The sequence below is a fragment of the Pseudomonas cimarronensis genome (genome assembly GCF_049331905.1).
Lineage (GTDB): Bacteria > Pseudomonadota > Gammaproteobacteria > Pseudomonadales > Pseudomonadaceae > Aquipseudomonas.
The window spans coordinates 3,663,937-3,685,524 of record NZ_CP186283.1 but is presented as its reverse complement, the minus strand read 5'-3'; the positions used below and the strand labels follow the sequence as shown (position 1 = coordinate 3,685,524).

Annotated in this window: 23 protein-coding genes; 9 read left to right on the top strand and 14 right to left on the bottom strand. The window is 62.3% G+C overall.

The features are described 5' to 3' along the window. Window positions 1-127: 127 nt before the first annotated feature. From hemA to ACOCLD_RS17195, 6 genes are all read left to right on the top strand, one after another. Complete coding sequence (gene hemA / locus ACOCLD_RS17220; protein WP_422910046.1) at window positions 128-1,423, top strand: glutamyl-tRNA reductase; 1,296 nt, start codon at window positions 128-130, stop codon at window positions 1,421-1,423. 9 nt (window positions 1,424-1,432) lie between these two features. Beyond that, a complete protein-coding gene (gene prfA / locus ACOCLD_RS17215; protein WP_422910045.1) occupies window positions 1,433-2,515 on the top strand; it encodes a peptide chain release factor 1 in 1,083 nt (360 codons plus the stop codon). 104 nt (window positions 2,516-2,619) lie between these two features. Next, on the top strand, window positions 2,620-3,453 hold the full coding sequence (gene prmC, locus ACOCLD_RS17210; RefSeq protein ID WP_422910044.1) for a peptide chain release factor N(5)-glutamine methyltransferase: 834 nt from the start codon (window positions 2,620-2,622) through the stop codon (window positions 3,451-3,453). A 19-nt stretch (window positions 3,454-3,472) separates the two neighbouring features. Then, complete coding sequence (locus ACOCLD_RS17205) at window positions 3,473-4,228, top strand: molybdopterin-synthase adenylyltransferase MoeB (RefSeq protein ID WP_422911835.1); 756 nt, start codon at window positions 3,473-3,475, stop codon at window positions 4,226-4,228. Continuing rightward, window positions 4,221-5,009, top strand: coding sequence for a glutamate racemase (gene murI, locus ACOCLD_RS17200; RefSeq protein WP_422910043.1), 789 nt, complete (start codon window positions 4,221-4,223; stop codon window positions 5,007-5,009). Before ACOCLD_RS17205 ends, murI begins: the two co-directional genes overlap by 8 nt. A gap of 99 nt (window positions 5,010-5,108) precedes the next feature. After that, window positions 5,109-5,624 carry an acyloxyacyl hydrolase gene (locus tag ACOCLD_RS17195; protein WP_422910042.1) on the top strand — a complete coding sequence of 172 codons (516 nt, stop codon included), beginning with the start codon at window positions 5,109-5,111 and terminating at the stop codon, window positions 5,622-5,624. A 93-nt stretch (window positions 5,625-5,717) separates the two neighbouring features. Here the strand turns inward: ACOCLD_RS17195 and ACOCLD_RS17190 are convergent, their stop codons facing one another. The 12 genes from ACOCLD_RS17190 to ACOCLD_RS17135 all read right to left on the bottom strand — a co-directional run bounded on the left by ACOCLD_RS17190 (window position 5,718) and on the right by ACOCLD_RS17135 (window position 15,985). After that, a complete protein-coding gene (locus ACOCLD_RS17190; RefSeq protein WP_422910041.1) occupies window positions 5,718-6,029 on the bottom strand; it encodes a YkgJ family cysteine cluster protein in 312 nt (103 codons plus the stop codon). Between the two features lie 199 nt (window positions 6,030-6,228). Beyond that, window positions 6,229-6,756 (bottom strand): DUF2878 domain-containing protein, encoded by a 528-nt coding sequence (locus ACOCLD_RS17185; RefSeq protein ID WP_422910040.1) that lies wholly within the window; start codon window positions 6,754-6,756, stop codon window positions 6,229-6,231. Continuing rightward, complete coding sequence (locus tag ACOCLD_RS17180) at window positions 6,749-8,023, bottom strand: class I SAM-dependent methyltransferase (RefSeq protein ID WP_422910039.1); 1,275 nt, start codon at window positions 8,021-8,023, stop codon at window positions 6,749-6,751. Before ACOCLD_RS17180 ends, ACOCLD_RS17185 begins: the two co-directional genes overlap by 8 nt. After that, window positions 8,010-8,810: a DUF1365 domain-containing protein gene (locus ACOCLD_RS17175; protein ID WP_422911834.1), complete on the bottom strand. Its 801-nt coding sequence runs from the start codon at window positions 8,808-8,810 to the stop codon at window positions 8,010-8,012. The genes ACOCLD_RS17180 and ACOCLD_RS17175 overlap by 14 nt, the downstream gene beginning before the upstream one ends. A gap of 17 nt (window positions 8,811-8,827) precedes the next feature. After that, complete coding sequence (locus ACOCLD_RS17170; protein WP_422910038.1) at window positions 8,828-10,075, bottom strand: NAD(P)/FAD-dependent oxidoreductase; 1,248 nt, start codon at window positions 10,073-10,075, stop codon at window positions 8,828-8,830. Between the two features lie 9 nt (window positions 10,076-10,084). After that, a complete protein-coding gene (locus tag ACOCLD_RS17165; protein WP_422910037.1) occupies window positions 10,085-10,852 on the bottom strand; it encodes an SDR family NAD(P)-dependent oxidoreductase in 768 nt (255 codons plus the stop codon). Then, window positions 10,849-11,271, bottom strand: coding sequence for a nuclear transport factor 2 family protein (locus tag ACOCLD_RS17160; protein WP_422910036.1), 423 nt, complete (start codon window positions 11,269-11,271; stop codon window positions 10,849-10,851). The genes ACOCLD_RS17165 and ACOCLD_RS17160 overlap by 4 nt, the downstream gene beginning before the upstream one ends. After that, complete coding sequence (phrB, locus tag ACOCLD_RS17155; protein ID WP_422911833.1) at window positions 11,268-12,707, bottom strand: deoxyribodipyrimidine photo-lyase; 1,440 nt, start codon at window positions 12,705-12,707, stop codon at window positions 11,268-11,270. The genes ACOCLD_RS17160 and phrB overlap by 4 nt, the downstream gene beginning before the upstream one ends. A gap of 14 nt (window positions 12,708-12,721) precedes the next feature. Continuing rightward, entirely contained in the window at window positions 12,722-13,663 is a 942-nt protein-coding gene (locus ACOCLD_RS17150; RefSeq protein ID WP_422910035.1) for a MerR family transcriptional regulator, read from the bottom strand. Beyond that, entirely contained in the window at window positions 13,660-14,625 is a 966-nt protein-coding gene (locus ACOCLD_RS17145) for a YbgA family protein (RefSeq protein ID WP_422910034.1), read from the bottom strand. Before ACOCLD_RS17145 ends, ACOCLD_RS17150 begins: the two co-directional genes overlap by 4 nt. A gap of 125 nt (window positions 14,626-14,750) precedes the next feature. After that, window positions 14,751-14,996 carry a TIGR02450 family Trp-rich protein gene (locus ACOCLD_RS17140; RefSeq protein ID WP_257778852.1) on the bottom strand — a complete coding sequence of 82 codons (246 nt, stop codon included), beginning with the start codon at window positions 14,994-14,996 and terminating at the stop codon, window positions 14,751-14,753. After that, window positions 14,993-15,985, bottom strand: coding sequence for an NAD(P)/FAD-dependent oxidoreductase (locus ACOCLD_RS17135; protein ID WP_422910033.1), 993 nt, complete (start codon window positions 15,983-15,985; stop codon window positions 14,993-14,995). Before ACOCLD_RS17135 ends, ACOCLD_RS17140 begins: the two co-directional genes overlap by 4 nt. Before the next feature lie 190 nt (window positions 15,986-16,175). On the opposite strand from ACOCLD_RS17135, the gene ACOCLD_RS17130 reads away from it, so the two are divergent. The 3 genes from ACOCLD_RS17130 to ACOCLD_RS17120 all read left to right on the top strand — a co-directional run bounded on the left by ACOCLD_RS17130 (window position 16,176) and on the right by ACOCLD_RS17120 (window position 19,601). After that, window positions 16,176-17,078 (top strand): TIGR01777 family oxidoreductase, encoded by a 903-nt coding sequence (locus ACOCLD_RS17130; protein WP_422910032.1) that lies wholly within the window; start codon window positions 16,176-16,178, stop codon window positions 17,076-17,078. A gap of 12 nt (window positions 17,079-17,090) precedes the next feature. Further along, window positions 17,091-18,113, top strand: a complete 1,023-nt coding sequence (gene hemH, locus ACOCLD_RS17125; protein WP_422910031.1) for a ferrochelatase — start codon at window positions 17,091-17,093, stop codon at window positions 18,111-18,113. Between the two features lie 156 nt (window positions 18,114-18,269). After that, window positions 18,270-19,601 carry a spinster family MFS transporter gene (locus ACOCLD_RS17120; RefSeq protein WP_422910030.1) on the top strand — a complete coding sequence of 444 codons (1,332 nt, stop codon included), beginning with the start codon at window positions 18,270-18,272 and terminating at the stop codon, window positions 19,599-19,601. 55 nt (window positions 19,602-19,656) lie between these two features. Here ACOCLD_RS17120 and ACOCLD_RS17115 read toward each other — a convergent pair whose 3' ends face one another. After that, window positions 19,657-20,925, bottom strand: a complete 1,269-nt coding sequence (locus ACOCLD_RS17115) for a uracil-xanthine permease family protein (protein ID WP_257778847.1) — start codon at window positions 20,923-20,925, stop codon at window positions 19,657-19,659. Window positions 20,926-20,928: 3 nt separating this feature from the next. Beyond that, entirely contained in the window at window positions 20,929-21,567 is a 639-nt protein-coding gene (gene upp / locus ACOCLD_RS17110; RefSeq protein WP_090251496.1) for a uracil phosphoribosyltransferase, read from the bottom strand. Window positions 21,568-21,588: the final 21 nt, after the last annotated feature.

Here is a 21,588-nt window from a genome sequence, read left to right as displayed (position 1 = left end):
GCCCATGGGCTGCCATGATCGCGGTGAGAGAGATAAAGCTGCCTATAGGGACAATAAGCCGCAGTGGTTGTTCTCGCTTTGCCGAAGTAGGACAATCGCCGGCTCCATTACCTGTCAGCGATCGTGCATGGCCTTTATTGCCCTCGGTATCAACCACAAGACCGCCTCGGTGGATGTCCGCGAACGCGTGGCGTTCACTCCCGAGCAGTTGGTTGAGGCATTGCAGCAGCTGTGTCAGCGCACCAGCAGCCGTGAAGCGGCGATTCTGTCGACTTGCAATCGCAGCGAGTTGTACCTCGAGCAGGATGACCTGAGCGCCGATGAGGTGCTGGCCTGGCTGGCCAATTACCACCAGCTGAGCCTCGACGAGTTGCGCGCCTGCGCCTATATCCATGCTGATGACCAGGCCGTGCGGCATATGATGCGCGTGGCCTCGGGGCTGGACTCCATGGTGCTGGGCGAGCCGCAGATTCTCGGTCAGATGAAGTCGGCGTTTGCCGTGGCCCGTGAGGCCGGCACCCTTGGCCCGCTGCTCGGGCGGCTGTTTCAGGCCACCTTCAGCACCGCCAAGACCGTACGCACCGATACCGCGATTGGTGAAAACCCGGTATCGGTGGCTTTTGCCGCGGTCAGTCTGGCCAAGCAGATTTTCGCTGACCTGCACCGCAGCCAGGCCCTGCTGATCGGCGCTGGTGAAACCATCAGCCTGGTGGCGCGTCATCTGCATGATCAGGGCATCAAACGCATCGTTGTAGCTAACCGTACCCTGGAGCGTGCCAGCAGCCTGGCCGAACAGTTTGGTGCGCACGCCGTGCTGCTCTCGGAAATCCCCGATGAGCTGGTCAACAGCGATATCGTCATCAGCTCCACCGCCAGCCAGCTGCCGATTCTCGGCAAGGGCGCGGTGGAGCGGGCGCTGAAACAGCGCAAACACAAGCCGATTTTTATGGTCGACATCGCCGTGCCGCGCGATATCGAGCCGGAAGTTGGCGAGCTGGATGATGTCTACCTCTATACCGTCGATGACCTGCACGAAGTCATCGCGGAAAACCTCAAGAGCCGTCAGGGTGCGGCTCAGGCCGCTGAAGAACTGGTCAGTGTCGGCGCTCAGGACTTTATGCTGCGCCTGCGCGAGCTGGCCGCGGTGGATGTGCTCAAGGCCTATCGTCAGCAAGCCGAGCGCCTGCGTGACGAGGAACTGAGCAAGGCCCTGCGTCTGCTGAGCAACGGCAGCTCCGCCGAGGACGTGCTGGCGCAACTGGCCCGTGGCCTGACCAACAAGTTGCTGCATGCGCCCAGCGTGCAGCTGAAAAAATTCTCTGCCGATGGCCGCGTCGACGCGCTGGGCGTGGCGCAGGAACTGTTTGCCCTCGACGAGGGCGCGCCGTCTGCTTCGACCCATAGCGTTTCGGCCAATCAATAAAGGTCTGCAATGAAAGCGTCACTGATCAATAAACTCGACCTGTTGCAGGATCGTTTCGAAGAGCTGACTGCGCTGCTCGGGGATGCTGAAGTGATCAGCAACCAGACGCAGTTTCGTGCCTATTCCAAGGAGTACGCCGAGCTTGAACCGGTGTATCAGGCGTTCAGTGCGTTCCGTAAAGTGCAGGCCGATCTGGAAGGCGCGCAGGCATTGCTCAAGGACAGCGACCCGGACATGCGTGAAATGGCCGAGGAAGAAGTGGCCGAAGCCAAGGCGCAATTGATCGAACTGGAAGCCACGCTGCAGCGCATGCTGCTGCCGAAAGACCCCAACGACGGTCGTAACGTGTTCCTTGAAGTGCGCGCCGGCACCGGTGGTGACGAAGCAGCGATCTTCTCTGGCGACCTGTTCCGCATGTATTCGCGCTATGCCGAGAAGCAGGGCTGGCGTGTAGAAGTGCTGTCGGCCAGCGAAGGCGAACATGGCGGCTACAAAGAGGTCATCGCCCGGGTTGAGGGCGACAACGTCTATGGCAAGCTCAAGTTCGAGTCGGGTGCGCACCGCGTGCAGCGCGTGCCGGAAACCGAATCCCAGGGCCGTATCCACACCTCGGCCTGTACGGTTGCTGTGTTGCCCGAGCCGGATGAGCAGATGGCCATCGACATCAACCCGGCCGATCTGCGCGTGGACACCTACCGCAGCTCCGGCGCCGGTGGTCAGCACGTCAACACCACCGACTCGGCGATCCGCATCACCCACATCCCCACCGGCACCGTGGTGGAATGTCAGGAAGAGCGCTCGCAGCACAAGAACCGCGCCAAGGCCATGGCCTGGCTCGCGGCCAAGTTGAAGGACCAGCAGGAAGCCGCTGCGCACAAGGAAATTTCCGACTCGCGCAAACTGCTGGTGGGCTCCGGTGACCGCTCCGAGCGCATCCGCACCTACAACTTCCCGCAAGGCCGAGTCACCGATCACCGTATCAACCTGACCCTGTATTCGCTGGGCGAAGTGATTGCCGGCGGTGTTGAAGCGATTATCGAGCCGCTGCTGGTGGAATATCAGGCCGATCAGCTGGCTGCGCTGGGCGATTGATGCGCGCCCTACCTGCGGGGGATGCCCCTGTAGGCGCGAGCTTGCTCGCGATGCTTTTCGTTCGTTGATCGCCAGCAAGCTGGCTCCTACAAAAGCGCTGCCCTATGGCCACTATCGAATCGTTGCTGCAAAACGCCGAACTGCCTGATTCGCCTACCCCACGGCTGGACGCAGAGCTTTTGCTCGCCCATGTTCTGGGCAAGTCGCGCAGCTACCTGCATACCTGGCCGGAGCGTGAGCTTGAGGCCGAGCCGCTTGAGCGTTATCAGGCGATGCTGATGCGGCGTCAGGCTGGCGAGCCGGTGGCCTATATCCTCGGTCAGCAAGGCTTCTGGAGTCTGGAGCTGGAGGTGGCGTCGCACACCCTGATTCCTCGGCCGGATACCGAGCTGCTGGTGGAGACTGTTCTCGCGCTGCTGCCGGCCACGCCCGCTGCGCTGCTCGATCTGGGCACTGGCACGGGGGCGATTGCCCTGGCCTTGGCCAGCGAGCGTCCGGCCTGGCGTTTGACCGGTGTGGATCGCGTTGCGGAGGCGGTGGCCCTGGCCGAGCGCAACGGCGCGCGCCTCAAACTGGCCAATGCCAATTTTGTCGCAAGCCACTGGTTTAGCGCCTTGGCTGGTCAGCGTTATCAGCTGATCGTCAGCAATCCGCCCTATATCGCCGCCGCTGATCGGCACCTGACAGAAGGCGATGTGCGCTTCGAGCCAAGCAGCGCCCTGGTGGCCGGTGCGGATGGGCTGGACGATATTCGTCTGATCATTGCCCAGGCGCCGGACTATCTTGAAGCGGGCGGCTGGCTGCTGCTGGAACATGGTTTCGATCAGGCCGCAGCAGTGCGCGAGCTGCTGATCGCGCGCGGCTTTAGTACGGTGGAAAGCCGGCGTGACCTTGGCGGCCATGAGCGCATCAGTCTGGGACGCTTCGATAATGAGTGATGCCATGAGTCCGCACGACATGCTGAGTGACGAGGAGCTGCTGCGCTACAGCCGGCAGATCCTGCTGCAACAGATCGATATCGCCGGCCAGCTGCGCCTGAAAAACAGCCGCGTGCTGATCATCGGTCTCGGTGGTCTGGGCTCGCCGGTGGCGCTGTACCTGGCTGCTGCCGGGGTGGGCGAGTTGCACCTGGCGGACTTCGATACGGTCGACCTGACCAATCTGCAACGACAGATCGCTCACGATACGTCCAGCATCGGTCAGAGCAAGGTCGATTCGGCGAGCCAGCGTCTGCTGGCGATCAATCCACAGCTGCGCCTGCAAGCACACCGCCAGGGGCTGGACAGTGACTCCCTGGCCGCAGCGGTGGCGGCAGTGGAGCTGGTGCTGGATTGCTCGGACAACTTCAGCACCCGCGAAGCGGTCAACGCCGCGTGCGTAGCGGCCAAGGTGCCGCTGGTCAGTGGTGCGGCGATCCGCCTGGAAGGCCAGCTTTCGGTATTCGACCCGCGTCGTGATGACAGCCCGTGTTACCACTGCATCTACGGTCATGGCAGCGAGGCCGAGTTGACCTGCAGCGAAGCCGGTGTGGTCGGCCCGTTGGTCGGTCTGGTCGGCAGCCTGCAGGCGCTGGAAGCCTTGAAACTACTGGCGCAGTTCGGTGAGCCACTGGTCGGCCGCCTGCTGCTGATCGATGCCCTTGGCAGCCGTTTCCGTGAGCTGCGGGTCAAGCGTGATCCGGGCTGCAGTGTGTGCGGTGCGCAGGGTGAGTAACGCGCCGATTGGTGTGTTCGATTCCGGCGTCGGCGGTTTGTCGGTGCTGCGCGAAATTCGCGCGTTGTTGCCCCATGAATCACTGCTGTATGTCGCCGACAGCGGCCATGTGCCCTATGGCGAAAAGAGCCCGGAATTTATCCGCGAACGCTGCCGGGTGCTGGCCGAATTTCTGCTGGCCCAGGGCGCCAAGGCGCTGGTGCTGGCCTGCAACACCGCCACGGTGGCGGGTGTTGCCGAATTGCGTGAGTTGTACCCGCAGCTGCCCTTGGTGGGTATGGAACCAGCGGTCAAGCCTGCGGCGGCCGCGACGCAATCCGGTGTGGTCGGTGTGCTGGCCACCACCGGTACGCTGAAAAGCGCCAAGTTCGCCGCCTTGCTCGATCGCTTTGCCAGTGATGTGCGGGTGATTACTCAGCCCTGTCCGGGGCTGGTCGAGCGCATTGAGGCCGGTGAACTTGAGAGCGCCGCCACCCGCGAGTTGCTAGAGGGCTTTGTCGCGCCGCTATTGGCCGAGGGCTGCGACACGCTGATTCTAGGTTGCACTCATTACCCCTTTATAAAACCGTTGCTGCGCAGCCTGGTGCCGGACTCGATCAGCCTGATCGACACCGGGGCGGCGGTGGCGCGCCAGGTTCAGCGCCTGCTGGCGGCGCGTGAGTTGCTGGCCGCGGGGCCTGCACAGCCCACGGCGTTCTGGTCCAGTGCCGAACCGGAGGCTATGCAGCGGGTGCTGCCGCTGCTCTGGGATGAAGTCAGCCAGGTACGCCGCCTACCCTGATGCGCCGGTTCGCTATGGGCTTTCTCAACGGCTAAAGATTTCTATACTCTCAGGCGGTGTCTAGACACACGTCCGTATTGGCTGAACAAGGAAATTGCCATGAGAAAAGTCGTGACCTTGGCTGCGCTGGCGGCCTTGGCTTGGGGGCAGGTGAGTGCCGTACAGGCGATGGATCTGAGTGTTGCCATCGGGCAAACCGGGGATTCGACCATGACCTACCGTTTGGGTACGCAGTTCGACTTCAAGCAGAGCTGGTTTGCCAGTGATGTCGGTCGCCTGACCGGCTACTGGGATGCTGCCTACACCTACTGGGACGGTGACAAAACCGCCAGCAACCACAGCCTGTCCCTGAGCCCGGTGTTTGTTTACGAGTTTGCCGGTGAGCGTTTCAAACCCTACATCGAAGCCGGTATCGGCATTGCCGCGTTCAGCAGCACCGAGATAGAAGATAACGACCTGGGTTCTTCCTTTCAGTTCGAAGACCGCCTCGGTTTCGGTGTGCGCTTCGCCGGCCAGGAAGTCGGTGTACGTGCCATGCATTACTCCAACGCCGGGCTTAAACAGCCTAATGATGGCGTCGAGAGCTACACCCTGCATTACCGTCTGAGTTTCTAAGCTCGCAGCGATATAAAAAACCGGATCGATGTCCGGTTTTTTTATGCCCAGTCATTTATGACGCGCTCTCTAGACCCTCGCGTAATCAAGCCCCTAGCGGTAGATGCTGTTCATACCTTTGCGCTCATCCAGGCATTCCGGCGAGGCGGTTTCGAATTCGCGGCAGATCAGTGGGCGCACTTCGTAGATGGTGCAGCGCATGCTGTCGCGGTCCAGTGCGGCGCACCAGCCGTCGTCCAGGCGCAGCATGACTTCGCCGCCCCAGTCATCGGTGTCGATATAGCGCGGCGGCACGCCGGTGTCGGTGATCAGCATGACTTCCAGTTGGCAGCAGCAGGCGGCGCAGTTGCTGCAACTGATGGCAGGTTCGTCGGCGAGTTGGGTGTGGGGGATGCGTTGGCTCATGCCGCGCAGTGTACGTCATCGGTGTTATTGCGGCGTCTGCGGCCGACGTAGGGTGGATGGCGTCTAACCCGCGTAGCCCGGATGCAATTTGGGGCATCGGTTGTGGCCATCGCATCGCGTTCCCGGATTTCATCCGGGCTACAACAGCGCTGTAGGACGGAGCCTTGTCCACCGCTGGTGGCCCCTCGGCATGTACGCCCTACGCTGTTTTGCGTGCGCGCAGGCGCTGTTCGTACTGGCTGCGATAGAGCTTGGCGAAACCGTGCAATAAGGGCATCACCAGCGCCCAGATCGCGCCGATCAGCAGCAGGCTTTGCCAGGTGCCGTAGGGCAGGCCGACGCTGGCGATCTGCGCGCCGCCGTAATAGGACAGTGGTGCGCCAATCGCGCCGAGCAGGCTGCCGCGCCACCAGGGTTGCGCTGTCCACGCCAGGCAGTGATTGAGCGTGGTGGCCATCAGCAGCCACAGGCTGGCCAGCCACAGCGGGATCAGCGTGCGCGGTTCGCCGAAGTCGAACACGCCGAGGTTGAGCAGAAAACTGTCCAGTGCACTGCCGGCAAGAAACACGCTGATCAGCAGCTTGCCTTCCGCTGCCCAGCTGCTGGTCCACAGCAGATGCACAGCCAGCACCGCTGCGACAATCAGCAGCCACAGGCTGTCGCCACCGAACACGCAGGCGAACCAGCCGAGCTGAAATAGCAGGGTGTTGACGAGCAGCTTAGCCATCGAGATTTCCTAGAAGTGGTGCCGGACGAGCGGCCGGTTTGGCCAGCAGCAATTGCGCGGTGCCGATGGTGCGCTCGATAAAGCCGCCCTCGCAATAGCACAGGTAGAACTCCCACAGGCGGAAGAAGTAATCGTCGTAGCCTTGCTGTTCCAGCTTGTGCCGCGCCAGACGCAGGTTGTCGTGCCAGATGCGCAGGGTGCGGGCGTAGTGCAGGCCGAAGTCTTCCATGTGGTGCAGGTTCATATCGGTCTTGGCGCTGATGATTTCCAGCATCTTGTTCACCGAGGGCAGTGCGCCGCCGGGGAATATGTAACGCTGGATAAAGTCCACGGCGTTTTTCGCCTGCTCGTAGCGCTGGTCACGGATGGTGATGGCTTGCAGCAGCATCAGGCCGTCGGGCTTGAGCAGGTTGGCGCATTGCTGGAAGTAGGTGGGCAGGAAACGATGACCCACTGCTTCGATCATCTCGATCGACACCAGCTTGTCGTACTGGCCGGCCAGGTCGCGGTAGTCCTCCAGCAGCAGGGTGATTTGCCCTTGCAGGCCTTGCTCCTGAATGCGTCGTTCGGTGTAGGCGAACTGCTCGCGCGACAGGGTAGTGGTGGTGACCTTGCAGCCGTAGTGGGTGGCGGCGTAAATCGCCATGCTGCCCCAGCCGGTACCGATCTCCAGCAGGTGGTCGCTGGGCTTGAGGGCAAGCTTCTGGCAGATGCGTTCGAGCTTGTTCAGCTGCGCCTGTTCCAGGCTGTCATCGGCACTGCGGAACATCGCCGCCGAGTACATCATGGTCGGGTCGAGGAACTGCTCGAACAGCTCGTTGCCCAGGTCATAGTGGGCAGAGATGTTCTTGCGCGAGCCTTTGCGGGTGTTGCGGTTGAGCCAGTGCAGGCCCTGAATCAGCGGACGGCCCAGCTGGGCCAGGCCGCTTTCCATGGCGTCGAGTACGTCGAGGTTGCTGACGAACACGCGAATAACCGCCGTCAGATCCGGGGTGCTCCAGTAACCGTGGATATAGGCTTCGCCCGAGCCGATTGAGCCGTTGCCGGCTACCAGCCCCCAGACGGCACCATCCTGCACCCGGATTTCGGCGCTGAGGCTGGAGTGGGCATCGCCGAACTCCATGCGTTCGTCACCTTCAATGATCACCAGTTGGCCGTGGCGCAGTTGTTTCAGCTGGCGCAGTACCGCACGACGCAGCAGGCTGGCACCAATGCCGCTGCCGGCACGCACCACATGTTTGGCGGAGGTCAGGCTAGAGCTTTTCATGGAGGACTTCCTTTGATGCGGGGCGGGCGACGCGGAAATCACCTTCAGCGGCCCGATGGGTGAACAGGGGAATACGTTTGAGCAGCAGGCGCAGGGCCTGCCAGTAAATGGCGGCCACGGTCTTGCCGGTCATCCAGGGAAACTGCAGCAAATAGCGATGCAGGCTGGCGCGGTTGAGTTCGGTGCGTTGCAGGCTGAGGCTGGCATCGAAGAGTTTGTCCTCGCCCTGCCAGTCGGCCATATGAATACCCAGGCGCTCGCCGGCCGGGCTGAAACTCATGCGGTATTCCAGCTCGCGCGGCAGAAAGGGGGAGACGTGAAACGCCTTGGCCACCGCGACGTGCAGGTGTCCCTCACCCTCGGCGGGTAATACGTAGTGATAGCGTTCACGCCAGGGTGTATTGCTCACCTCGCAGAGAATCGCCGCCAGACGGCCATCGGCCTCATGGCAGTAAAAGAAGCTCGCCGGGTTGAAGCTCAGCCCCCAGCTGCGCGGCTGGGTCAGCAGGCAGATGCGGCCCAGTGGCGTGCGGCCCAGCGCTTCCGTCACGCGCTGGCGTACGGCATCGATCAGCGTGATACCGGCCCCGGTGAACTGCGGCAGGTAATCGCTTTCACGAAAGGCAAAAGGCGCAAAGCGGCCACGCCCAGCCAGGGGCGACAGCGCGAGCACGGCGTCCTGCTCGCTCAGGTCGAGATAGAGCAGGCCCATGCGATAGCGGAAGTTGTGCAGCCGTGGGGCAAAACGCCGGTGCTGCACCCAGCCGCTGTAGAGGGCGCTGTTCAGTGCCGTTGGGCTGTTCACTACAGCGCCTCACCGAATTCACGGGCCACGCGCAACGCGCTGACCACGCCATCTTCATGGAAGCCATTGGCCCAGTAGGCGCCGCAGAAGTAGCTGTGGTTGGCCCCCAGCAATTCTTCCCAGCGCGCCTGCGCAGCCATGCCGGCCAGGCTGTATTGCGGGTGGGCGTAGGTGTAGCGCGCGAGGATTTTGCTTGGGTCGATGGCGGCGGTCTGGTTCAGGCTGACGCAGAAAGTCGTATCGCTCTGGATGCCCTGCAGGATATTCATGTCATAGGTCACCGCTGCCGGCTGATCCACCGGGCCGCCGAGGCGGTAGTTCCAGCTGGCCCAGGCCAGTGGACGTTTTGGCAGCAGACGGGTGTCGGTGTGCAGCACCACATCGTTGTCGGCATAGGGCAGTGCGCCGAGGATGGCCTGCTCGGTTGGCGTGGGAGCGGCCAGCAGTGCCAGGGCCTGGTCGCTGTGGCAGGCAAACACCACCTTGTCGAAGCGCTCGCTACCGGCCGCGCTGTGCACGGTCACGCCGTCGGCATCGCGTTCAACCCGGGTCACGGCACAGTTCAGGCGGATGTGTTGCTTGAACGATTCAGTCAACGGCGCCACATAGCTGCTGGAGCCGCCTTCGATCACGCACCACTGCGGACGATCACTGACTGACAGCAGGCCGTGGTTCTTGAAGAAGCGCACAAAGAACTGCAGTGGGAAGCCGAGCATGTCATTCAGTGACATCGACCAGATCGCCGCGCCCATGGGCACGATGTAGTGCTGGATAAACCGCTCGCTGTAACCATTGGCCTTGAGGTAATCGCCCAGGGTCATGTCGGCGTCGATGCGCTGGTTGTTGAGGTCCTGCAGGGCCTCGCGGTTGAAACGCAGAATGTCGCGCACCATGCCGATGAATTTGGGCGACACCAGGTTGCGGCGCTGGGCAAACAGGGTGTTGAGGTTGTGCCCGTTGTATTCCACGCCGCTGAGCGGATCGCTGACCGAGAAGCTCATCTCGGTGTCCTTGAACCCAACTCCCAGCTGGCTGAGCAGGCGGATAAAGTTCGGGTAGGTCCAGTCGTTGAACACGATAAAGCCGGTGTCCACCGCGTACCGCTGCCCCTTCACCTCAACATCAACGGTGTGGGTGTGACCGCCGATCCAGTCGCTGGCCTCAAACACCGTGATGTCGTGACGGCGGTTGAGCAGGTAAGCGCTGGTGAGGCCGGCAATGCCGCTGCCGATAATGGCAATTTTCATGGGCTGTCCTTAGGTCTTGGCTTCGGTGCGGGCCATGCGGGCGCCGAGGGCAACCTGCAAGCCTTTGGGCAGGCGCCCGAGTAGTTTGAGAATGGCAATAAATGGGCCAGGAAAGGCGATTTCAAAGGGCTGCTGATCCAGACGCTGAGCGATGTAGGCGGCGGCTTTGTCCACCGGCCAGCGCATGGGCATGGGGAAGTCGTTTTTCTGCGTCAGTGGGGTGTCGACAAAGCCGGGACTGACCAGGGTGACGGCAATGTTTTCCGCGTGCAGGTCGATGCGCAGGGCTTCCAGCAGGTAGCGCATGGCGGCCTTGGAGGCGCCGTAGGCTTCGGCGCGCGGCAGCGGCATAAAGGTCACCGAGCTGCCGACGCCGACCAGATGCGGGCGATTGCCCTGGCGCAGCAGGGGCAGCGCGGCTTCGATGCAGTAGCTGGCCGAGAGCAGGTTGGCGCGCATCACCCGCTCGACCATGGCGGCTTCGAAGCTGCGGACTTCAACGTATTCGCAGGTGCCGGCATTGAGGATGGCGCAGTCCAGCGCGCCCCAGACCTGGGCAATATGCTCACCGATGGCGCGCACTTGCGCGGCATCGCTGAGGTCGCCGGCCACCACCAACACCTGCTGAGGGTAGCGCTTGGCCAGGGCTTGTAAAGGCTCGAGGCTGCGCGCACTGAGTGCCAGGCGATGGCCTTGTTCGAGCAGTTGTTCGGCCAGGGCCGCGCCGATGCCACTGCTGGCGCCGGTAAGCCAGATGCGCCGTGCGTTCGCGTTCATGCCAACCTCCGTTTCAGCCAGCGGATTGCTGCGCCGAGTAAGGGCAGGTGCTCGTAGAGCAGGCTGCCGGCGTCGAAATAGTCACGGTGACGATAGACCTTGTCGTGCCACAACAGGTGCGAGCAGCCTTCCACGCGGATCAGCTGACCGCCGGCCAGGCGTGGGTGGCGATAGCTCATGGTCCAGCGCAAGTAGCCTTCACCGTCGCGCACCTGGTCAAAGCCATAGAAGTCGAAACGCAGCTCGCTGACGTTGGCATACATCTCACCGAAGTAGCGCTGCATATTGGCCAGCCCACGTACCTCGTGCAGTGGGTCGCAGAACAGCGCATCGTCGCTATACAGCTGGCCCAGGCGGTCGAGGTTGTCCTTGTTCAGCCCGGCAAAGTCCTGGGCGAACTGGCGCAGAAAGTCGCTCACAGCACCTCCTCGCCGGCAAAGTGCGGCAGGCTTTTGAATGCGGCGAGCGCGCGCGTGCGGCTTTTGCTCAGGTCGACAATCGGCGAGGGGTAGTCGGCGATGCCGAACAGGCCGCCCATGGCCGCCGGGTTATGGATATTGGTTTTATTCAGACCGACCAGTTCGGGCAGCCACTGGCGGATAAAACGCCCGTCCGGGTCGAATTTCTGTGACTGGCTGAGCGGGTTGAAAATGCGGAAATACGGCGCCGAATCGGTGCCGGTAGACGAACTCCACTGCCAGCCGCCGTTGTTCGCCGCCAGGTCACCGTCGATCAGGTGGCGCATAAAGAAACGCTCGCCTTCGCGCCAGTCGATCAGCAGGTTCTTGGTCAGAAACATCGCCACGATCATGCGCAGGCGATTGTGCATCCAGCCGGTGGCCAGCAGTTGACGCATCGCTGCATCGACAATCGGGAAACCGGTACGGCCTTGTTGCCAGGCTTTCAGTTCCAGCGGCGCATCACGCCAGGCCACGGCCTCGGTTTCCGGGCGGAAGGCGCGGTGCATCGACACGCGCGGGTAACCCACCAGGATGTGCTTGTAGAACTCACGCCAGAGCAGCTCGTTGATCCAGGTCACCACACCGGTATTGCCGCTGTCGAACTCGCCCTGGTTGACTGCCAGTGCCGCGTGCAGGCATTGGCGTGGTGAAATTACTCCGGCGGCCAGGTAGGCGGACAGCTGGCTGGTGCCGGGCTGTGCGGGGAAATCGCGGGCGCTCTGGTAGAAGTCGATCTGCTGCGCGGCGAAATCATTCAGGCGCCGTGCCGCTTCGGCTTCACCGGCCGGCCACAGCTCACGCAGTTCGGCAGCGGGCAGGGCGAAGCCTGCAACTTGTTCAGGTATGGCATCACACTGGATCGCCAGTGGCGCCTGCGCCTTGGGTGTGTCGATCAGCGCGGGCAGGGCGCTGTGCAGGCGTTGGTAGCAGACCTTGCGGAACTGGCTGTAGACCTGAAAGTAACCGCCGGATTTGGTCAGCACACTGCCGGGCTTGAAGAACAGTTGATCCAGGTGGCTGTGAAAATTCACTCCCAGAGCATCAAGGGTTTGCGCCACGCCCTGATCGCGGCGGCTTTCATGCACGCCGTACTCTTCATTGACCTGCACGCTGCCGATCTGCAGTTGCTGACACAGCTCAGCGATCACCTGTGGCGCGGCGTTCCAGTCGTCGGCTTCACGCACCAGCAACGGCACATTGAGTTTGCCCAGTTCAGTGGCCAGTTCTTTGAGGTTGCGCAGCCAGAAGTCGACCTTGCTCGGCGCATCATCATGGGCCAACCACTGGCCGGGGCTGAGCAGGAACAGCGCCACGGTCGGGCCACTGCGCATGGCGGCGGCCAGGGCGCTGTTGTCCTGCACGCGTAGGTCGGTACGAAACCACATCAATTGCAGCATGTTCAATTCCGTCAGCTGTGCAGCAGGTTAAGGTCGATAAGGCTGTGCAGCGCGGCCAGTGGATCGGCGGCCAGGCTCAGTTCGGCGTTCTGCGCGGTAATGGCAACTAACTCCTCGGCGTGGATCTGCACCACTTGCCCGACCAGCAGGCACGGGCAGTCATAGCCGCCGAGCAGGCGCTGCAGGTGGGTGCTGTTCAGCGCCTGGCTGGAATACAGCAGCACCGCACGGGGCTGGATATGTTCAACCGCCAGCGCCAGTTCGGTGGGTGACAGTGGCCAGTCGAAGACGTCCACCGGGCTGCCGGCGCTGCTCGCCAGCCAGGCCGTAAGCCACATGCCGGGGGCCATTGGCAGATCGGACACGTTGATCAGCAGCAGTGGCGCACCGTTGTACTGGCGATTGTTGTGGTACAGGCGGGCGCCGAGCTTGCTGCGCAGCCAGGAGTAGAAGAACACCCGCTCGGCCTGGGCGCCGAACTGGTTGCGCCAGCGCAGATCAAGCTCGCTGAGCAGCGGCAGGAGTAGTTGCTGGCACAGGGTATGCGGCGGATAGAGCGCCAGCTCGCTGTTGAAGCAGTCGTCCAGACGCCGCTCGTTGAGGTTGCAGATGGCTTCCTGCAAGTGCTGACGCTTGCTGTCCCACTGTGAACTGGCTTCGGCGAAGGCCGGCTGATTGGTGCGCAGCAGGCCCTTGACCTGGCTGACCGAAACACCACGACCCAGCCAGGTCAGAATTGCCTGGATGCGCGTGACATGTTCCGCGGAATACAGGCGATGCCCCTTGGGCGTGCGGTGCGGCACGATCAGCCCATAGCGACGTTCCCAGGCGCGCAGGGTGACGGCATTGACGCCGGTGATACGCGCCACGTCGCGAATCGGCATAAAGCCCTGGGCGATGGCGGCCTGGTAATCGTCGGCGGCCTGGCTGTCACTGATCGGTTCAAGGCTCATAGGGCATTTCGCAGGCTGAGATTTTCCGGGTGTGGCTGCAGGTAGACCTGCTGTGCGATATAGCGGTCCGGGTGGCGGCGGAAGTGGTGTTTGAGCAGGGTCATGGGCACCACCAGCGGCACCACGCCATGGCGGTACTGGCCGATGAGTTGCTGCATTTCCTGTTTCTCTTCGCTGCTCAGCGATTGCTTGAGGTAGCCGCTGAGGTGCTGCAGCACGTTGCTGTGGGTGCGGCGGGTGGCGCAGCTTTTCAGCGCACTCATCAGCTCGCTGAAATAGCGCGGCGCCAGTTCGTTGATGTCGTGCTGGGCGAGGTTGCCGAGCATGCGTCCGAGCAGTTTGTACTGCATGGGGTTGGTGGCCATCAGCAGGTATTTGTAGCGCGAGTGGAAGTCGATCAGGCTTTTGCGCGTCAGGCCATCACGCAGCAACTGTTGCCACTGCGAATAGGCGAATACGCGGGTGATGAAGTTTTCGCGCAGGATCGGGTCGTTCAGGCGGCCGTCTTCCTCTACCGGCAGGTTGGGGTGCCGTGCGCAGAAGGCCTGGGCAAAGAGACCGCGGCCCGGCTCGCTGGGGCGGCCATTGTCCTGGTAGACCTTGACCCGATACAGGCCGCAGGACGGCGACTGTTGCATAAAGATGTAGCCGCAGATATCGGTCAGTTCAGCGGCCATCTGCTCGCCATATGCAGCCAGCGGCGTGGTCACATCCACGGCACGGTTGACCGTGCCGACGGCGCGCGGCGCTTGCGGATCACCAACCAGGCGGATCGGTTCACGCGGCGTGCCCATGCCAATGGCTACTTCCGGGCAGACCGGAGCAAAATCGAAATACTCGCTGAGAATGCGGCTGCACAGGCGTGATTCCTTGTGCCCGCCGTTGTAACGCACCTCATTGCCCAGCAGGCAGGCACTGATACCCAGTTTGGGTTTAGCGGCGGCGTTGGCGGATGGGCTCATGGATAACCTCTGATGTACGACTTGTACAGATCCTGATGGATGTACAACTTAAGTTCATCATAGGTTTGTAATTGTACAAGTCAATATTTTTGTACAACTACTGTATGGCTTTGTGTGTGGGGGTGTTACGTCCAGCCCATGCGCCATTGCTCGGGGTTTTCCAGTGCGCGCCAGTCTAGGCGCTGGCAGCGTTGGCTGAGCACGGCCTGCAGTTCGATCTGCAGTACCGTGCCTTCTTCATCGCAGAACAGTTCAGTGACGAGAAAGTGCTTCTCGCGATTCTGTGGCTTTGTCGCCGTCCACTTTGACAGCAGCAGCTTGCGCGGATTAAGCCGATGCCTGCCTGGTGCTTTGTGCGCAGGCGCGCTCATTGCAGGTGCTCAAGCAGGCGGCGGGCGGTTTCCTGGCCGCTGAGCCAGGCGCCTTCAACCCGACCCGACAGACACCAGTCGCCGCAGGCATAGATGCCCAGGTCAGCATCGGCCAACACGCCCCACTGGTGCGCGCTGGCGGGGCGCGCGTAGAGCCAGCGGTGCGCCAGGCTGAAAGCCGGGGCCGGCACAGCGCAGCCGATCAGTTCAGCGAAGGCGCCGAGCAGGTGTTCGATCACCGCTTCCTTGGGCATATCCAGGTACTGCTTGGTCCACTGGCTGGTGGCATGCAGCACCCAGGTGTCGAGTTGGGTGTCGCGTCCGGGTTTGCTGCGATTACGTGCCAGCCAGTCGAGCGGGCTGTCCTGCACGAAGCAACCTTCGACACGGGTTTCCAGCGGGCTGTTGAAGGCCAGGGCGACGGCCCAGGTCGGTTCCATGGCCACGCTCGCTGCCGCGCCAGCCAGTTTCGGCACGCTGGAGAGCAGGGCTGTGGCTTGCGGCGCCGGGGTGGCGACGATCACATGGCTGAACGGGCCGTGGCTGTTGCCTTCGGCGTCCTGCAGATGCCAGTGCTGCTCGCCGCGAAACACTTCGGTGATGCGGCAGGAAAAGGTCACCGGCAGTGCGCCGAGCATGGCGCGGGTGATCGCGCTCATACGCGGGCTGCCGACCCAGCGCACCTGTTCATCCGGCGAGGCGCTGAGCTGGCCGTTGTTGAAGTTGTAGAGGCTGGGGGTCCATTCGGCGACCCAGCCACGCGCTTGCCACTGCTGCACCACCTCGACAAAGCGGCGGTCGCGAGCGGTGAAGTATTGCGCGCCAAGGTCCAGTGCGCCGGCATCACTGCGTTTGCTGGCCATGCGGCCACCGCTGCCGCGGCTCTTGTCGAACAGCTGCACAGGGTGGCCGGCAGCATGCAGTGCCTGGGCGGCAGCCAGCCCGGCGATGCCGGTACCGATGATGGCGATGGGGTGAAGAGTGGTCATGGTCTACCTCATATTTTCAAGCGTTAGGCTACGCTTTAGACAAAAGCTATACAATATTGTTTTTGTGTATAAGCTATGCCGGAGTCGATCCTGCCTTTCTATAGTTAAGACAACCTGCAGCCGGATTGAAGCCACACAGGCACAAATCAATGGGCGGCGATTTAACCAGGGCACATATGAGGACAGGCGCATGCACATTCTTCTGACCGGCGGAACCGGCTTGATCGGGCGCGCACTGTGTCGGTACTGGCTGCAGCAAGGCCATCAGCTGACAGTGTGGAGTCGCCGGCCTGAACAGGTCGCGGCCTTGTGCGGCGACGCTGTGCGCGGCATTGGTCGGCTCGATGAGCTGGCTGAAGAGCCGCTGGATGCTGTGGTCAACCTGGCCGGCGCGCCAATTGCCGACCGACCCTGGACGCGCAAACGCAAGGCACTGCTGTGGGCCAGCCGGATCGGGCTGACGGAACAATTGCTGGCCTGGCTGGAGCGCCGCGCGGATAAGCCGCAGGTGCTTTTGTCCGGCTCGGCGGTAGGCTGGTATGGCGACGGTGGCGAGCGCGAGTTGCATGAAGACTCGCCGCCGGTGAGTGAGGATTTCGCCGCGCAGCTGTGCGGCGCCTGGGAAGAAACCGCCCTGCGCGCCGAAGAGCTGGGCATTCGTGTGGTGTTACTGCGCACGGGGCTGGTGCTGGCTGCTGACGGCGGGCTGCTCAAGCGCCTGCTGCTGCCGTTCAAGCTTGGCTTGGGTGGCCCGCTGGGCAATGGCCGGCAGTGGATGCCGTGGATTCACCTGGCGGATCAAATCGCCCTGATTGATTTTCTCCTGCAGCAGGACGCCGCGCGCGGTCCTTATAATGCCTGCGCGCCGACGCCGGAGCGTAACCGCGCCTTCAGTCAGGCCCTGGGTCGCGAGCTGCATCGCCCGGCCTTTATGCCCGCCCCGGCGTTTGCCTTGCGCCTGCTGCTGGGTGAGCTGTCGGTGCTGCTGCTCGGTGGCCAGCGCGCGATGCCGACGCGCTTGCAGGAGGCAGGCTTCAGTTTTCGTTTTACTCATTTGGATGTGGCCCTGGCAGACCTGCTGGGCCATCACTGATTAGGACTTTGCATGACCGATCACGCATTGCTGCTGGTTAACCTGGGTTCGCCAGCCTCTACTGAAGTCGCCGATGTGCGCCGTTATCTCAATCAGTTTCTGATGGACCCCTACGTCATCGACTTGCCCTGGCCGCTACGGCGTCTGCTGGTTTCGCTGATTCTGATCAAGCGCCCTGCGGCGTCGGCGCATGCCTATGCCTCGATCTGGTGGGAGGAGGGCTCGCCGCTGGTGGTATTGAGCAAGCGCCTGCACAAGGCGATGCAGGCGTCCTGGACCCACGGCCCGGTGGAGCTGGCGATGCGCTATGGCGAGCCGTCGCTGCAAACCGTACTGACCCGCCTGGCTGAGCAGGGCATCAAGCAGGTCACGTTGGCGCCGCTGTACCCGCAGTTTGCCGACAGCACCACCACCACGGTGATTGAAGAGGCCAAGCGTGTGGTGCGTGAGCAGCAGCTGCCCATACGCTTTTCCATCTTGTCGCCGTTCTACGATCAGCCGGAATACCTGGATGCCTTGGTCGACAGCGCCAAGCCTTATCTGGAGCAGGAGTTTGACCACCTGCTGCTGAGTTTCCACGGCCTGCCGGAGCGTCACCTGCATAAGCTGGACGCCACTGGCCATTGCCTGAAAGGTGCGGATTGCTGCCGTAGCGCTTCGCCCGAAGTGCTCGCAAGCTGTTATCGCGCTCAGTGTTTGCGCAGCGCCGAGTTGTTTGCCGAGCGCATGGGGCTCAAGCCTGAACAGTGGTCGGTGTCGTTCCAATCACGCCTGGGCCGCGCCAAGTGGATCGAACCCTACACTGAGGCGCGCCTCGATGAACTGGCCAAGCAGGGCGTGAAGAAACTCCTGGTGATGTGCCCGGCCTTTGTCGCCGACTGCATCGAAACCCTGGAAGAAATCGGCGACCGTGGTCGCGAGCAGTTTGTCGAAGCCGGCGGCGAAAGCCTGCAGCTGGTGCCGTGTCTGAATGATCATCCCAGCTGGGTCGCTGCCCTGAAAACCCTCAGCGAACGTGCGCCGTTGCAGCTCTAGAGAAATATGCTGTGACGGTTATTCGCCCAAAAGGATGCCGCGCATTCGCCTGACTGATAACACCTACGAGCGATACTCAGTACCCTGCAACTCGGCCTAAGCTGGCAGCTCTTTCAACCGTCGTGCACCGCACCAACGGTGCCGAGGAGACTGCCAGTGCTCAACAACAATAACGGCTATCCCTCTTCCACCCGTGCCTGGGTGACTGTCGCCATCCTGATGGTGGCATACGTGCTGTCGTTTATCGACCGGCAGATTCTCAATCTGCTGGTTGGCCCCATCCGCCGCGACCTGATGATCAGTGACACACAGATGAGCCTGCTGATGGGCCTGTCCTTTGCGCTGTTCTACACCGTCTGTGGGATTCCTCTGGGTCGTTTGGCTGACACCAAGAGCCGCCGTGGGCTGATCGCCCTGGGTGTGCTGTTCTGGAGTGCCGCAACTGCCGCCTGCGGCATGGCCAAGCTGTATTGGCAATTTCTCCTCTGCCGCATCGGCGTGGGTGTCGGCGAGGCGGCGCTGTCACCGGCGGCCTATTCATTGATTGCCGACAGTTTTCCGGCCGAGCGTCGTGCCACGGCGATCAGCGTGTATTCCATGGGGGTTTACCTCGGCTCCGGGTTGGCCTTTCTGCTCGGTGGCCTGGTGATTCAGTTCGCCTCGGCCCAGGGCGATGTGGTGCTGCCGGTATTCGGTGAAGTACGGCCCTGGCAGCTGATCTTTCTGATTCTTGGCGGTGCGGGGATTCTGTTCACCCTGCTCCTGCTGGCGGTCAAGGAACCTGCACGGCGTGGCGTGGGTGCCGGTGTTGCGGTACCGCTGGCGGATGTCGGCCGGTATATCCGTGCCAACCGGCGCACCGTGCTGTGCCACAACTTCGGCTTTGCCGGCCTGGCGTTTGCCGGTTACGGCAGTGCGGCGTGGATTCCGACTTTCTTTATCCGCACCTACGGCTGGGACGCCGGCCAGGTTGGTATCGTTTACGGCAGCATCGTGGCGGTGTTCGGCTGTTTGGGCATTGTCTTCGGTGGCCGTCTGGCCGACTGGATGGCCAAGCGCGGTAGCAGCGATGCCAATATGCGTGTCGGCCTGTATGCCGCTTTCGGCGCGGTGCCGTGCGTGCTGGCCTTTCCGTTGATGGATAGCGCGGTATGGGCCGCCGTGCTGATGGCGCCGACGGTGTTCTTCCTGAGCATGCCGTTCGGCGTGGCGCCGGCAGCGATTCAGGAAATCATGCCCAACTCGATGCGCGGCCAAGCCTCGGCCATCTACCTGTTTGTAATCACCCTGATCGGCTTGGGCATCGGCCCAACGGCGGTGGCGCTGGTGACCGACTATGTGTTTGCCGATGACATGGCGCTGCGTTACTCGCTGCTGATCGTCACCAGCATCGCCGTGTTCAGTTCGATTGTGCTGCTGAGCATGAGCCTCAAGCCTTACCGCGAGAGCGTGGTGCGGTTGCAGCAGTGGTCAGCTCAGTCCGCCTGACGTACTTCAAAAATAAAAAAGCCCCGCATTTGCGGGGCTTTTTAGTGGGTGCGAGTTACAGGTCTGGTTCTTCCAGCACGGTTTTGCTGCGCCAACCCTGGCCGCCGGGCAACACCAGGTTGAGCACCAGGGCGCAGATGGCGCACAAGGAAATGCCGGAGAGGGCGAAGTCGCTGTTGCCAATGACCATGCCGCCGATGCCGAACACCAGGGTCACCGACACGATGATCAGGTTACGCGCCTCGGACAGGTCGACCTGATGGCGGATCAGGGTGTTCAAACCGACCACCGCGATGGAGCCGAACAGCAGGCAGAGAATGCCGCCCATCACCGGTACCGGAATGCTTTGCAGCGCAGTGCCGAACTTACCGACAAAGGCCAGGGCGATGGCGAAGCAGGCTGCCCAGGTCATGATCTTCGGGTTGTAGTTCTTGGTCAGCATCACCGCGCCGGTGACTTCTGCATAGGTGGTATTTGGTGGGCCGCCGAACAGGCCGGCCGCCGAGGTGGCCAGGCCGTCGCCGAGCAGGGTGCGGTGCAGGCCAGGCTTCTTGATAAAGTTCTTGCCGGTCACGCTGCCGATCGCCACCACGCCGCCGATGTGCTCAATGGCCGGCGCCAAAGCGACCGGGACGATGTACAGGATCGCGCCCCAATGCAGCTCCGGCGCTACGAATGCTGGAATCGCCAGCCAAGGCGCAGCGGCGATATTGCTGGTGTCGATGACTCCACAGAACGCCGCGACGATGCAGCCAACAATGATCCCTGCAAGGATCGGCACCAGGCGCAGCAAGCCGCGGCCCATGGCGGCGACCAGCACGGTGGTGATCAGTGCTGACATGGAAATCAGCATGGCGGTTTCATACGGCACCAGCTGCGCGCTGCCATCACCGGCCTTGCCCATGGCCATGTTCACGGCTACGGGCGACAGCGCCAGGCCGATGGAAATGATCACCGGCGCGATGACTACCGGCGGCAACAGGCGGTCGATAAAGCCCGCGCCCTTAACCCGTACCACGGCGCTGAGCAGGATATACACCAGGCCCGAGGCGACGATGCCGCCGAGCACGGCCGGCAGGCCAAACTCGCCTTTGGCGGCGAGAATCGGGGCGATAAAGGCGAAGCTGGAGGCCAGGAATACCGGCACCTGACGGCCGGTCACCAGTTGGAACAGCAGGGTGCCGATGCCGGCGGTGAACAGCGCGACGTTGGGGTCCATGCCGGTGATCAGTGGCATCAGCACCAGGGCGCCGAAGGCCACAAACAGCATCTGCGCGCCGGAAATGCCCTGGCGCCAGAGTGGATCGTTGTATTCGTTGGTCATGGATCAGGCATCCTTCTGTTTGGTGCCGAAGATCTTGTCGCCGGCATCGCCAAGGCCGGGAATGATGTAGCCGTGTTCGTTCAAGCGCTGGTCGATGGACGCGGTGTAAATGGTCACATCGGGGTGCGCGTCGTTGACCACCTTGATGCCTTCTGGCGCGGCAACCAGGACCATGGCGCGGATTTCCTTGCAGCCGGCTTTTTTCAACAGGTCGATGGTGGCAACCATCGAGCCGCCGGTAGCCAGCATCGGGTCGATGATCATGGCCAGGCGCTCGTCGATTTCCGAGGCGAGTTTTTCCAGGTAAGTGTGCGCTTGCAGGGTTTCCTCGTTACGCGCCACGCCGACGGCGCTGACCTTGGCCCCCGGAATCAGGCTAAGCACGCCTTCAAGCATGCCGATGCCGGCACGCAGAATCGGTACCACGGTGATTTTTTTGCCGGAGATTTTTTCCACCTGCACGGTGCCGCACCAGCCCTCGATCTCATAGTTTTCCAGGGGCAGATCCTTGGTTGCCTCGTAAGTCAGCAGCGCGCCGACTTCCTGCGCCAGCTCACGAAAGTTTTTCGTGCTGATATCGGCGCGGCGCATCAGGCCGAGTTTGTGGCGGATCAGCGGGTGGCGGATCTCGAGGATGGGCATGGGCAGGGGTCTCCGGCAGGA